9 protein-coding genes and 2 pseudogenes are annotated in these 13051 nt (G+C 74.0%); 3 read left to right on the plus strand and 8 right to left on the minus strand.

What is annotated here, in order from left to right; all coding sequences use genetic code 11:
• The first annotated feature begins 54 nt into the window (after window positions 1-54).
• Window positions 55-2001: an ABC transporter ATP-binding protein gene (locus ACFY32_RS07790; RefSeq protein WP_390673691.1), complete on the plus strand. Its 1947-nt coding sequence runs from the start codon at window positions 55-57 to the stop codon at window positions 1999-2001.
• Window positions 2002-2023: 22 nt separating this feature from the next.
• On the opposite strand, the gene ACFY32_RS07795 is transcribed toward ACFY32_RS07790, so the two are convergent.
• From ACFY32_RS07795 to ACFY32_RS07825, 7 genes and pseudogenes are all read right to left on the minus strand, one after another.
• Window positions 2024-2206, minus strand: coding sequence for a hypothetical protein (locus tag ACFY32_RS07795; RefSeq protein ID WP_359192756.1), 183 nt, complete (start codon window positions 2204-2206; stop codon window positions 2024-2026).
• 164 nt (window positions 2207-2370) lie between these two features.
• Complete coding sequence (locus tag ACFY32_RS07800) at window positions 2371-3060, minus strand: DUF899 domain-containing protein (protein WP_390673773.1); 690 nt, start codon at window positions 3058-3060, stop codon at window positions 2371-2373.
• Between the two features lie 168 nt (window positions 3061-3228).
• Window positions 3229-4149: pseudogene (locus ACFY32_RS07805) on the minus strand (amidohydrolase family protein); the annotation flags it as partial.
• A 293-nt stretch (window positions 4150-4442) separates the two neighbouring features.
• Entirely contained in the window at window positions 4443-6311 is a 1869-nt protein-coding gene (locus ACFY32_RS07810; protein ID WP_390673692.1) for an FUSC family protein, read from the minus strand.
• A gap of 229 nt (window positions 6312-6540) precedes the next feature.
• Window positions 6541-7314 carry a nucleotidyltransferase domain-containing protein gene (locus ACFY32_RS07815; protein WP_390673693.1) on the minus strand — a complete coding sequence of 258 codons (774 nt, stop codon included), beginning with the start codon at window positions 7312-7314 and terminating at the stop codon, window positions 6541-6543.
• 113 nt (window positions 7315-7427) lie between these two features.
• Window positions 7428-8396: a prolyl aminopeptidase gene (gene pip, locus ACFY32_RS07820; RefSeq protein ID WP_390673694.1), complete on the minus strand. Its 969-nt coding sequence runs from the start codon at window positions 8394-8396 to the stop codon at window positions 7428-7430.
• A gap of 9 nt (window positions 8397-8405) precedes the next feature.
• Complete coding sequence (locus ACFY32_RS07825) at window positions 8406-9257, minus strand: uracil-DNA glycosylase (RefSeq protein WP_390673695.1); 852 nt, start codon at window positions 9255-9257, stop codon at window positions 8406-8408.
• Between the two features lie 309 nt (window positions 9258-9566).
• Between ACFY32_RS07825 and ACFY32_RS07830 the strand changes: the two are divergent.
• Together ACFY32_RS07830 and ACFY32_RS07835 are read left to right on the plus strand one after the other, a co-directional pair.
• Window positions 9567-10025, plus strand: a pseudogene (locus ACFY32_RS07830) (RNA-binding S4 domain-containing protein); the annotation flags it as partial.
• 375 nt (window positions 10026-10400) lie between these two features.
• Window positions 10401-12275, plus strand: coding sequence for a CocE/NonD family hydrolase (locus ACFY32_RS07835; protein WP_390673696.1), 1875 nt, complete (start codon window positions 10401-10403; stop codon window positions 12273-12275).
• Between the two features lie 43 nt (window positions 12276-12318).
• On the opposite strand, the gene ACFY32_RS07840 is transcribed toward ACFY32_RS07835, so the two are convergent.
• On the minus strand, window positions 12319-12999 hold the full coding sequence (locus ACFY32_RS07840) for a methyltransferase domain-containing protein (protein WP_359192777.1): 681 nt from the start codon (window positions 12997-12999) through the stop codon (window positions 12319-12321).
• Window positions 13000-13051: the final 52 nt, after the last annotated feature.

The following is a 13051-nucleotide window of genomic DNA, read 5'->3' on the forward strand; positions in this document are numbered from 1 at the left end:
GGCGCGGGCGGCCCCGCCATAGTGGCCGTTCGTCCACGACCGGGGAGGCCGGCGGTGCGGAAGACGGGCGGCGCGGAGCAGGTCGGGGTGTCGGAGTCGGAGCGGCTGCTCTTCGGCGGGCCGCTCCGTTACGACATGGGCTGGAACCAGCACGCCGAAGCGTTCCTGGAGCTGAACTTCCGGGCCCTGCTGACCCGGCTGCCCGCCCTGCTGGCCGCCGGGCTGCGGCTCGCCCGGCAGGCCGATCCGCGGGCCGCGCGCACGGTGCTGGCCTCCGAGGCGGCCCGGGGCGTGGCGCAGGCGGTGAGCCTGCTGGCGGTCAACGGCGTCCTGGGGCGGCTGATGGCGGGCGGCCCCATGCCGGAAAGACTCCGCGGCGCCCTGCCCGCGCTGGTCACGCTGGCCGTGGCGATGCTGCTGGCGGCGCTGCTGCGGGCGGCCACCACGTACGCCACGGGGAAGCTGGAACCCAAGGTGGAGCGGGTGGCCACGGAGCGGTACCTGGAACGCGCGGCGCAGGTCGAGCTGGCGGCGATCGAGGACCACGCCTTCCACAAACTGCTGGACACCGCCCAGTACGGCGCCGCCTCCGCCCGCCGCATGATCATGTACGGCACACGGGTCATCAACGCGGTGATCTCGCTGGTGGCGGCGGCCGGTGTGCTGACCGTGCTGCATCCGCTGCTGCTGCCGCTGCTGGTGACCATGACGCTGCCGAGCGCCTGGAGCGCGCTGACGGTCGCCCGGCGCCGGTACGAGTCGTTCCACACCTGGGTGCAGCACACCCGCGCGGGGCACCTGATCGGCGGTCTGCTCATCGAGCCGGCGGCGGCCCCCGAGATCCGGGTGCACGGCATGGGCGCGTTCCTGTTGCGGCACTTCCGCGCGATGGCGGAGACGGCCGAGGCGGAGCAGGCCCGGCTGGCCGGGCTCGCGGCGCGGACGGGCCTGATCGCGGCGGCCTGGACGGGGCTGGCGACGGCGGCGACGTACGCGACGCTCGGCGGACTGCTGCTCGGCGGTGCGATGGCCCTGTCGGTGGCGGGTACGGCGGTGATCGCGATCCGCACCGGTTCGCAGAGCCTGGAGACGCTGGTCGTCGAGGTGAACGCGCTGCACGAGGAGGCCCTGTTCGTCGGCGACCTGGAGCGGCTCTACGTGGAGGCGGCCCGGCGGGAGATCCCCAAGGGCGGCGCGGCGCTGCCCGAGGACCCGCGCGAGGTCCGCTTCGAGAACGTCACCTTCAGCTATCCCGGCGACGCCGAACGTCCCGCCCTGGACGATGTGACGCTCACCCTCCCACTCGGCCGGATCATCGCGCTCGTCGGGGAGAACGGCTCGGGCAAGACCACCCTGGTCAAGCTGCTCGCCGGGCTCTACACCCCGGACCGGGGCCGGATTCTGTGGGACGACGTGGACGCGGCCGGCGCGGACCGGCGGGCGCTGGCCGACCGCATCGCCATGGTGGCGCAGGACTTCAAGCGGTGGCCGTTCACCGCGCGGGTGAACGTCGCCGTGGGCCGTTCCGCCGCGCCCCTGGACGAGCGGCGGATGGCCGAGGCGATCGCCGAGGCCGGCGCCGGGGAGGTGGTCGCGGATCTGCCGCGCGGCCTGGACACCCTGCTGGCCCGCCACTTCAGCGGCGGCCACGAGCTGTCCGGCGGGCAGTGGCAGCGGCTCGGGATCGCGCGGGCGGCGTACCGGCGGGGCCGCGTCCTGGTCGTGGACGAGCCGACGGCGGCCCTGGACGCGCGGGCCGAGCTGGAGGTGTTCGAGAAGATCCGGGCGCTGGCGGGCAGCGGCCAGACGGTCGTCCTGATCACCCACCGGCTGGCCTCGGTCCGCCACGCGGACCTGGTGCACGTCCTGGACCAGGGAAGACTCGTGGAACCGGGAACTCCGCAGGAGCTGCTCGCCGCCGGGGGTGTCTACGCCGAGCTGTACTCCCTCCAGGCGGAGCAGTTCACGAAGACGCCGGTGTCCGCGCCGGAGGCGGGCTGAGGCCGCGGCCGGGCGGTACGGCTCAGAGGGCGGCGGGGTCGGCGTCACCGCCGCGGACGATCACCAGGAACATGTCGGTCGCGAGATCCATCACGACCTCCGCGGGCAGGCCCTCGGCACGCCGCGCGTAAGCGAACTCCTCCGCCGGCCAGGACCCGCGTGGTCCTCCGGCCGGGAAGCGTTCGAGCACCGTTCGCCCGTTCACCCTGCACCTCCATCTGTGTCGCGCTCATAGAGTTAAACGCCAACGATGGGGTGAACGACCCGCGAAGTGACGGTACTGAGATCTAGTTGGCACGTGTTCACCGCAAGGAGTGAGCACTCTGACGGCCTTACGGCCGTTTCGGTCACTTTCCGTTCCGGGGGCGGTCAGTCCTCGTACTCGTCGTGGTAACGGACGCCCTCGCTTCCCGCAGGCGCCCCGAGAGACGACGCGCGCCCCTCCGGTTCCTCCCACGCCTCCTGCCGGCCGAGGGCGGTCAGATCCAGCAGGCTGGTGGTCGAGCCGAGGCAGTCCAGGCCGCGCTCGTACGTCGAGTAGGTGTGGAAGACGCGGTCGCGGTCCCGCAGGAAGCAGCTCAGGCCGGGCCGCTCGACCAGGTGCCCCCCGTGTTCGAGGGTGACCTCGAAGTCGGCGTTGAAGTCGCTGACGCAGGACGAGTACCAGGGCAGCGTCCAGCCCATCCGGGCCTTGAACGGCAGGATCTTCGGATACGGCGCCCGGGAGACGGCCGCGAACGCCGTGCCGCGTGCCCGCAGGTGGGCCAGGTGCCCGATCTGGTCCAGGAACGCCGAGCAGCTACGGCAGCCGGCGTCCCACTCGGGGGCGAACATGAAGTGGTGGACGACGAGCTGCTGCCGCCCCTCGAACAGGTCGAGCAGGGACGCCTTCCCGTCGCCGCCCTCGAACACGTACTCCTTGCCGATCTCCACCATCGGCAGCCTGCGCCGCTCCGCGTTGAGCGCGTCACGCGCGCGGGTGGCCGCTTTCTCCTTGGCCAGCAGTGCCTGTCGCGCCGCGCGCCACTCCTCGCGCGAGACGGCTTCGGGAAGTGACATCGACTCCTCCTGTGCAGCGGTCCGTCGGAGTGGTGACCGACGGCAGCAGCGGAACTCATCGCGGCGTCCGAGGTTTTTTTCCGGACCACCGCCGAAGAGACGTCCGGTGGGCCTCAGGTGTCGTACGTCCGAACGCGCCGGCCGTGTCCGCGGTCGGTCAGGGCGGGCAGCCGCCTCCACGGGTACGCCGATCCCGCGCAGCGCGCGCACCGGTGTGGTGGTGGGCCAGGCGAACTTCAGATAGCCACGGGGCGCGGTGGCGACGGCTACCCGCCCGGTCGCACGGGCCAGCACCGGCAGGTCGCGCTCGGTGATGCCGGTGCCGTGCGCGATGAGCACGTCGGCGCCGAGGATGCCGGTGCGGTCCAGGACCTCGATCGGGGTGACGCCGTGCCGGGCGAGGCTCGTGTCGGTCTGGTCGCGGTTCTCGGCGGCGTGCAGGTGCACCGGCAGTCCGTGCGCGCGGGCCAGTCCGGCGGTGGCGGTGAGATCGGCCTCGGTGACGGTGTAGGGGGCGTGCGGGGCGAGGGCGGTGGTGATCCGGCCGCCGGCCGCCCCCCGGTGCGCCAGCGCGAACTCCAGGGAGCGCTGCCGTCCCCGCTCGCCCTGCGAGGAGAAGTACGCCTCGCCCAGCAGCGCCCGCATCCCGCACCGGGCGACGACGGTGGCGACCGCGTCCATGGCGAAGTAGTGGTCGGCGAAGCAGGTCACGCCGGCCCGGATCATCTCCGCGCAGGCCAGCTCGGCGCCGAGCGTCACGACCCGCTCGGTGAGGTTGGACTCGACGGGCCAGACGACCTCGTTGAACCACTCCTCGGTGGGCAGGTCCTCGGCGAGGCCGCGCAGGGCGACCATCGGGGCGTGCGTGTGGCAGTTGATCAGTCCGGGGAGGGCGACCTGTCCGCGTGCGTCGACGCGCTCGGCGGCGGCGAGACCGCGCACGGCGTCGGCGGTGGTGACGGCGTCGACGAGGCCACCACGTACGACGACGGCCGCGTCGTGCCGGAAGCCGGCCTGTTCCTCCGCGTCGTGGACGAGGACGGTGCATCCGGTGATGACGAGATCGGCGGCGTCTGCGGCGGGCGTCATGGGGTCAACGTATGACGCCGGGGTGCGGCGTGGGGGCGGGCGCCAGGGGGTGCGGGAGGGATGTGGGGGGGACCGGGGGCCGTCCGGCGGGCGGCGGTCCGGGGAGGCGCACACCCGCGCGGTACGACATCCGGGCGCCGGGCCGGCCCGTCATTCGGTCCACGGCGGCCTGGGCGGGCGCACACCCGCGCGCACGACGCCTGGACGCGCCCCGGGGCGCTGACCGGCGAACGGCAACCCGGTGCGGACGCACACCCGCGTGCGGTACGACGCCTGGCCGCGGGGCCGGAGGGTCACCCGGCGAGCGGCAGTTCCGGCAGGCGGGCCCCCGTGCGGTCGCGTCGGTCGGCCAGTTGGGCGCGGAGTTCGGCGAGCCGTTCGAGGTGCTGGGGCGTGAGCCGGCCGGTGTGGTCCAGGTGCACGGCACAGGCGGTGGTGGTGTCGGCGAGCCGTTCGAGGGTGGCGGCGATGTCGTCGGCGCCCTCGGCGTGCCGGGCGAGGGCGGGGAGTTCCGCGGCGGCCAGGGCTATGGCGGCGCGGGCCTCGGCGAGCGTCCGGTACGCCTCGCGGCGCAGGGTCCAGCGGGTGGCGCGGTCCTCGGAGCCGCTGAGCACATGGGCGAGGTAGGCGTGGGCGGCGTCGTCCGCCGCGGTGAGCCGGGTGCGGACGCCCCCGCCGCGCTGTCCCGGCATCGGCAGATGACCGACGACCAGCACGATCGCGCAGGCCAGCAGGGTCTCGCCGATGCGGCCGACGGATGCCTGGGGTTCGCCGCCGACCATGACGAGGGCCAGGACGAGCACGGTGACGACGGCCGTCTGCGCGGCGAAGTGCCGGGTGGCGACGGGGATGAGCGCACCGGCGAGGGCGACGAGCACGACGAGACCCGCGGGCCGGGGCAGCACGGCGGCGAGCGCGGCGAAGACCAGCGCGCCGAGGACCGTACCGGCGGCCCGGCACAGTACCCGGGAGGCGAGCGGCCCGAGGTCGGGCTTGACGAGGAAGACGGCGGTCGCGGGCAGCCAGTACCAGTGCTGGTGCTGCCCGTACCAGTGGGTGTGGTGCAGGGCCTGGGCGACGGCCGCGCCGACCCCGAAGCAGAGGCCGACGCGCAGCCCGTACTCCCGCCCGGCGGCGCCGCACACGGTGCGCGCCACGGAACGCGGCGACCGCCTGCGGGTGTGCAGGTCACCGCCCTCGCCGCCGTCGAACGCCTCGGCGGCGCGCAACAGGGCGTCGTCCAGGGCGCGCAGCCCCGGGGCGGACCGCGCGGGGGCGGGCAGCGGACCGGTGTGCCGCGCGCCGCGCACGGCGGCGGCCAGGCGGCGGGGGCCTTCCGCCGCGCGGGCGGGGACGGGTTCCCCGGCCCAGGCGAGCGCGGTCGCGGCCTCGGCGAGCGGCAGCGCGGCGGCGTACTGCGCGTGCAGCCGGCGCTCGGCCGCCGAGGAGGCGTAACGGCGCAGCCGGGGTCCGGCGAGCGCGTCCTGCGCCTGGTCGAGAGCGGCGGTGAGCGCGGCGCGGCGGGCGACGGCGTGCCGGGTGCCGGTGGCGTCGAGGAGCGCGGCCACGGCGTCGTAGATCTCGGCGACGGCCGCGCGTTCCCCGTCGAAGCGGAAGTCGCCGGTCAGCGAGCCGGGCGTGGGCAGGGCCAGCCGCAGCGCGAGCAGCCAGCCCGCTCCGGCGAGGAACGCCAGGGTGCGCAGCCATCCGGTGTCGGGCAGCGGCATCCCGGCCCCTACGGCGGCGGTGACCAGCACCTGTGTGCCCACCCCGGACGCCACGGGCCCGACGGCGCTGACGGCGCCGGCGAGGAGTCCCAGCACGGTCAGTACGAGGGTCAGGGCGACGGCGCCGAGGTGGTCCCCGGCGTAGGTGCCGACGAGCAGCCCGGCCGCGCCCGCGAGCGCGGGGACGCCCATGCGGCGGACCGAGGCCCGCCGGCTGCCGGGCCGGTCGTTGATCCCGGCCAGCATGGCGGCGATCGCGGCGACGACACCCAGGGAGGCGTGTCCGGCCGCCAGGGCGGCGATGAGCAGCGGCCCTCCCGCCAGCGCCCCGCGCGTGACCGCGCTCCAGGACACGGGTCCGCGCTGGGCCCGCAGGGCATGAGCGAGCCAGGGCGGAAGCGCGAGGGAGGCGGCGGGACGAACGCGGTGGGTCACGGTGTGCGGGCTCCTGTCGTCCGGTCGAGGGCGGGGGCGAGCCTTCGGGCGACGGTGGCCGGGCTGGTGTGGTGCCTTCCACGGTACGGGGTGTTGTTGTGGAGACGGAAACGGCTCTGTTTCGGGCATGTGACGGTTAGCCCGGAATGACCGCTTCAATCCCGCTTGGAAGCGCTTGCTTCAAGGGGGACGGGTGCGCGCCGTAAACGCTTGCTCCCGCTGCCGCCCCCTACCGACGGGCCGCTTCCACGGCGTCTGCGAGCACCGTCGCGGCCCGCCCGACCGTCTCCGCCAAGGCGTCCGGCTCCGGTGTCAGGCCGGCCATGAGCGCGTCGACCCCGCCGAGCCCGGCCCGTTCGACCAGCCCCTTCTCGTTGGTGACCCACTCCCCGCGGGCCGCCAGCACCGCGTGGGCCGTCTGGGTCGCGGCCAGCGCGATCGCCCCCGCGACCTGGGTGAGGGCGCCCTTGGGGGCGTGGCCCGCCTTGGCGTAGGCGAGGGTGGCGTCGGCCATGCCCCACCAGTGACCGGGGGCGGTGCGGCGCAGGGCCCCGGGGTAGGCGGGGCGGGGCAGGTCGCCGCGGAGCACCCCGTTGATCGCCAGTTCGGCGACGACCAGGTACGTCGGGATGCCCGCCAGGTGGAACATCAGCGGCTCGACCCGGAACCGTCCCGCCCCGGCCTCCGTCAGCTCGTGCTCCACGACGTCCAGGTCGCGGTAGTGGACATCGACGCGCCGTCCGTCGACGGTCAGCCAGGCTCCCCCGTTGAACACGCCGCCGCCCCAGTCGCCGATACCGGAGACCTCACCCGCCCAGCCGAGGGCGCGGAGGTCGGCCGGATCGAAGGCGCCCCGGTAGTAGACGGCCAGGTCCCAGTCGCTGTCGGGCCGGTGGGTGCCCTGAGCCCGGGAGCCGCCGAGGGTGACCGCCCGCACGGTGGGCAGGGCGGCGAGCCGGTCGGCGATGACGTCGAGGAACTTTTCGTCGGTGAGGTCGGGCACGGGGTGGGCTCCTTCCAGGTGTCCAGGTGTCCGGGTTCCGGGTCCGCGGCGTCCGGGTCTGCGGGCGTCCGGGTCTCCGGTGCGTCCAGGTGTCGGGCGGGTGTCGGGCGGGCCTACCGTCCGTTGGCGGCGTACCGGTCCGTCGCCGCGACCAGCAGCTCGGCCATCCCCGGGGCGCCCGCGTCGTGGCCGACGTCGTCGACGACGAGCAGCTCGCTCGCGGGCCACGCGTGGTGGAGCCGCCAGACGATGCCGAGGAGGTTGTTGGGGTCGAGGGTGCCCTGGACCAGGGTGCCGGGGATGTCCGCGAGCAGATGGGCGTCGCGCAGGACGACTCCCTCGTCGTTGCCGTCGCCCAGGAAGTGGTCGTTGCCCCAGTAGTGCGTCACCGTGCGGGCGAACCCCATGCGGAACACCGGGTCCTCGTAGCGCGGGACCGAGCGCGGCGGGGCCGAGGCCATCGCGGTCTCCCAGTCGGTCCAGGCACGTGCCGCGCGCTCCCGCACCCGCTGGTCGGGGGATTCCAGCAACCGGTTGTAGGCGGCGGTGAGGTTGCCGTCCCGTTCCGCCTCGGGGACCAGCGCGCGGAACTCCTCGTACGCGGCCGGGAAGAGTCTGCCCAGCCCCTTGGTCATCAGCGTGACCTCGGGGTTCGAGCCGGTCGCGACCGCCGCGAGCACCAGTTCCGTCACCGCGTCGGGGTGCGTCTGCGCGTACCGCAGCCCGAGCACGGAACCCCAGGACACGCCCCAGACCAGCCACCGTTCGATACCGAGGTGCCGCCGCAGCAGTTCGAGGTCGGCGATGAGGTGGGCGGTCGTGTTGACGCTCATGTCGGTGCCGTGGAGCGCGGCCGACGGTGTCGAACGGCCGCAGCCGCGCTGGTCGAAGAGCACGATCCGGTACGCGGCCGGGTCGAAGTAGCGCCGCAGGGCCGGACTCGACCCCGATCCCGGCCCGCCGTGCAGGACGACGGCGGGTCTGCCGCGCGGGTTGCCGCTGGTCTCCCAGTGGATTCGATTGCCGTCGCCCACGTCGAGCATGCCGTGGTCGTACGGTTCGCTCTCCGGATGGTGACCCATCGGAGCACGCTAACCCTCGTGGGGCGTCCCCGTCGCCTCGTTTTTCCCCGCGCCCCCGGCTCCCCCGGCTTCCCCTCCGCCCCCGGTGGTGGGCAGGCCCGCGGTCCGGGCCGCCGTGGTCAGTACGCCGCGCAGCATCGCGGGGGTGAGCCGGCCGGTGAAGGTGTTGCGCTGGCTCACGTGGAAGCAGCCGAAGAGATCGAGCCGGGCGGACCCGCCGGGGCTGCCGGGCTCGCCGGGACGGCTGGGACTCTCGGAACTGCCGGGGCTTTCGGGGCTGCCGGGGCTGTGGAGGGTGATCCGCGCGCCGTGGGCGAATCCGGGGCGTGGCCGGGGTACGTTCCAGCCCGCCTCGGTGAAGGCGGGCAGCGCGGCCTGCCAGCCGAAGGCGCCGAGGACGACCACGGCCCGCAGGGTCGGCCGCAGCAGCCGCAGTTCCCGCACCAGCCAGGGTCGGCAGGTGTCCCGTTCCTCCGGGGTGGGCTTGTTGGCGGGCGGCGCGCAGTGCACCGGGGAGGTGACGCGGACGCCGAACAGTTCGAGTCCGTCGTCGGCGGCGACCGCGGTCGGCTGCGAGGCGAGGCCCACGTCGTACAGGGCCTGGTACAGCACGTCACCGGAGCGGTCACCGGTGAACATCCGTCCCGTGCGGTTCCCGCCATGGGCCGCGGGGGCGAGGCCGACGATCAGCAGGCGGGCGTCCGGCGGTCCGAAGCCGGGCACCGGACGCCCCCAGTACGTCCAGTCGGCGAAGGCCGCGCGCTTGGTACGGGCGACCTCTTCCCGCCAGGCGACCAGCCGCGGACAGGCCCGGCACTCCGAGACGCGCTGGTCGAGACCGGTGAGGCCGCTGATGTCCATGCCTCCACGGTAGAACCCGGGCATCCGCGGTGGCCGGGCGGCTAAGGTCGGGGCATGGCTTCCGAGCGTGACGAGGACAGGAACGGCGCGGCGCCCCGTCTGCGGGGCCCCGCCGAGGTGACGGCTAACGGCCGGCCCGGCACGGCGAACGACACCGGAACCCGCGGCTCCACCGCACCCGACTCCGAGTCCACCGCCCCTGAGACCGCCGACTCGGAGTCCGGGGCCCCAGGCACCGCCGAATCCGAGTCCGCAGCCCCAGGCACCGCCGACTCCCGGACCGTCGAGTCCGAGACCGCCGGCTCCTCCGCGTCCGCTCCCGTCGACCCGAAGGTCGCCGCCGCCATCGCCGCCGCCGAGGCGGCCGGGCTGAAGAACGGTGAGACGGTCCGCGTCGACAGTTGGATCTGGGCGGTCCGGCTGGTCAAGACCCGCTCCGTCGGTGCGACCGCCTGCCGGGGCGGGCATGTCCGGGTGAACGGTGAACGGGTGAAGCCCGCCTACTCCCTGCGCGTCGGCGACGAAGTGCGGCTGCGGCAGGAGGGCCGGGAACGCGTCGTCGTCGTGAAGCGGCTGATCCGCAAGCGCGTCGGCGCCCCCGTCGCCGCCCAGTGCTACATCGACAACTCCCCGCCGCCCCCGCCCCGCGAGGCCGTCGCCCCCGCCGGCATCCGCGACCGCGGCGCCGGCCGGCCCACCAAGCGCGACCGGCGCGAACTGGAGCGTCTGCGCGCGCTGAACAGCCTCAAGAGCCCCGGCGGCCACTGACACCGCCTCTGAACCGCCCCCGAGCCGCGGCCGACCGAGCCCCTGACCGGTCGGCCGCCCCTTCCCGCTGCCCGCTCGGGGTGGCCACACCGGTAACTCCCCGGACACACCCCCGCGATCCAGCCCCGGAAAGATGATCACGCCTTTCCCCGTCACACCCGGGCCCGACTCGCGCCGTCTTGTCCCCGCTCTTCCCCCCGCCCCAACGCCCGCGCGCCTCAAGGAAGATGACCGACGCCCCGTCGACGCGAGCCGGAATCGCTGCTAGACCTGCACCGCACCACAGTGCCGCCGGTACCCCCGCGCACCACAGGCACCACTGCACACCACCACGCACCACCGCACCACCTCCATCCATCACCCAAGGAGGAGCATGTGAGAGCACGTCGTACGGCCGTCCGGGCCGCCTCGGCGCTCGTCGCCACCTTCGCCCTGACCGCCGGACTCACCGGACTCGCCGGCCCCGCCACCGCGGCGCCCGGCGAGGCGGCGTCAGCGGCCACCGCCGCGACCGACCCGGTCACCCACGAGGAGAACGACCGCGTCCCCGAGGGCTCGGTCTGGACCCAGCACTACTTCCCGTCCTCCGACGGCTCCGGCACCGAACTCCACGCTGACGTCCTGCTGCCCGAGTCCCGGCCCAAGCACAAGAAGGTGCCGGTCATCCTGTCGGTCGGCCCCTACTTCTCGCACACCGGGCAGTCCGGTCCCGACGGATTCACCCACACCGGCCCCTCGGCCCGCTTCCAGGACTTCATCGAGGGCGCCGACCTCTTCGACGAGGGTTACGCCTTCGTCATGGTGGACCTGCGCGGCTTCGGCGGCTCCACCGGCTGCCTGGACTGGGCCGGCCCCGGCGAGCAGGCCGATGTGAAGGCCGCCATCGACTGGGCGGCCAAGCAGCCGTGGTCCACCGGCGCGGTGGGCATGTACGGCAAGTCCTACGACGCCGTGACCGGTCTCATCGGCAACAACCTGGACCAGCGCGCGCTCAAGGCCGTCGTCGCCCAGGAACCCGTCTGGGACATGTACCAGTACATCTACTCCAACGGTGTGCCCCGCCCGAACGTGACGGGCACCGCCAACGCCTACAACGGCATCGCCACCATGGACCCGCTGGCCGACGACGACCCCCGCTACCAGGCCAACGCCCGTTACGAGGACGCCCACCCGGAGTGCCTCACCGAGAACTCGGCCGGATACCGAATATCCGACCAGTGGGACGAGCACTGGACCTCCCGTGACCTGGCGAAGATGGCCAAGGGCAGCGACACCCCGCTCTTCGTCACCCAGGGCTTCATCGAGAACAACACCAAGCCCGAGGAGATGGAGGAGTACCTCGACAACCACCACGGCCCCGAGCGCGGCTGGCTCGGCCAGTGGGACCACGTCCGCGGCGGTGACCGCGTCGGCGACGGCCGGCTGGCCATGGGCCGCGAGGGCTGGTACGACGAGACGCTCTCCTTCTTCGACCAGTACCTCAAGGGCGTCAAGCCGTCCGTCCGCTACCCGGCCTACGCCGTCGAGGACAACACCGGCGCCTGGCGTGCCCAGCGGACCTGGCCGGTCGTCGAACGGACCGTCGCCCTGCCGCTCGGCGGCGGCTCCTACGTGGACGACGGCGGCGCCTCCGCCCGCGCGGCGCTGACCGCGTCGGGCCGGCCCGCCCCCAAGGCGTCCCCGCAGTCGTCCGGCACATGGGACATGGAGAACGCGCCCAGGACGGAACCGACCGCGCCGAAGGGCCTGGCCGAGGCGCAGGCGAAGCGCCAGCAGGCCGGTGACGTCACGTCGAGCTTCTTCGTGTGGTCCAAGCCGGTCAAGCAGCCGGTGCGCGTCACCGGCACCCCGCAGGTGTCGCTGACCGCCAGGGGCGAGGGCAACATCATGCTCAAGCTGTACGACGTCGCCCCGGACGGCACCGCGGTCATGTTCGACGAGCAGGTGTCCCTGGTGGACTCGGGCCGGCTGACCGTCGACCTGAAGTCGACCGACTGGACGCTGGCTGCCGGGCATGTGCTGGCCGTGGAGATCGGGTCCATCCAGACCGGTTCGTGGCGCGACACGCCCTCCGGCGAGACCATCACCGTCCGGGGCGCACGGCTGGAACTGGCCCTGGACAACCCGGCCGACGACGTCCCCACCCAGGGTGCGCGCTCGCCGTTCCTGGACACGTACCTGAGCCAGTACACCGTGCAACTGCCGCCCGGCCGGGGTTCGTTCGCCGTGGTGCCCGGCCGACGCCTCTGACCCTGGCTCCGCCCCGGAATCCGTCCACCGCCGTGCCCGTGGCTCAGGCCGCGGGCACGGCCCGTACCCATATCCGGTCCTCCGTCAGATAGCGGTCCACCCGCAGGCCCGCCTCGGTGAGGGCCGTCTCGAACTGCTCCCGGGTCAGCGGCCGGGCACGGAAGGTCTGCGTCCAGAGGGCGTCCGGGAAGACGTACTCCGCGCGCACCGAGCGGACTCCGTCCCCGACCGGTTCCGACGAGGCGATGCGCACGGTGAAGCCACCGGGGTCCACGCGCTCGCGCGGCAGGTCACGGTGGTAGTCCTCGCCCTCCCGCTGGATCAGTACGCAGCCGTCCTCGGCGACGTGCCGGGCGCAGGCGCGCAGCAGGCCGCGCCGCACCTCGACGTCGGCGGTGTGCACCAGGAACGACGCGAGCAGCACCGCGTCGAACCGCTCGCCCAGGTCCAGGTCCTCGATCGGGGCGCATATCGTCCGCGCCCCTCGGACGCGCTCCAGCATCTCGGGGGACTCGTCGACCGCGGTGACCGTGAATCCCCGCTCCAGCAGCGGGCGGGTCACGCGGCCCACGCCGCAGCCCAGCTCCAGGATGTGCGCCCCCTCCGGCACGGCGGCGGCGATGATGTCCGGCTCGGTGCCGGCCGGCAGCCGCGCGTACAGCTCGACCGCGCAGCCGTCCGGGGTGATGGCCCCGGGACCCGTCCCCTGATGTCCTGCTCGCATTTTCCGTTCCATGCCCGTCCAACGGCCCGCTCCCGCAACGCCGTTCCCACCC

It is taken from the genome of Streptomyces sp. NPDC000134 (assembly GCF_042899225.1).
Taxonomy (GTDB): domain Bacteria; phylum Actinomycetota; class Actinomycetes; order Streptomycetales; family Streptomycetaceae; genus Streptomyces.

Bases quoted from the DNA above. Each gene is read 5' to 3' on its own strand.
- ACFY32_RS07800 (WP_390673773.1), bottom strand. From the start codon at position 3,060: ATGTCACTTCCCGAAGCCGTCTCGCGCGAGGAGTGGCGCGCGGCGCGA.
- pip (WP_390673694.1), bottom strand. From the start codon at position 8,396: ATGGGTCACCATCCGGAGAGCGAACCGTACGACCACGGCATGCTCGAC.
- ACFY32_RS07825 (WP_390673695.1), bottom strand. From the start codon at position 9,257: ATGGACATCAGCGGCCTCACCGGTCTCGACCAGCGCGTCTCGGAGTGC.
- ACFY32_RS07840 (WP_359192777.1), bottom strand. From the start codon at position 12,999: ATGCGAGCAGGACATCAGGGGACGGGTCCCGGGGCCATCACCCCGGAC.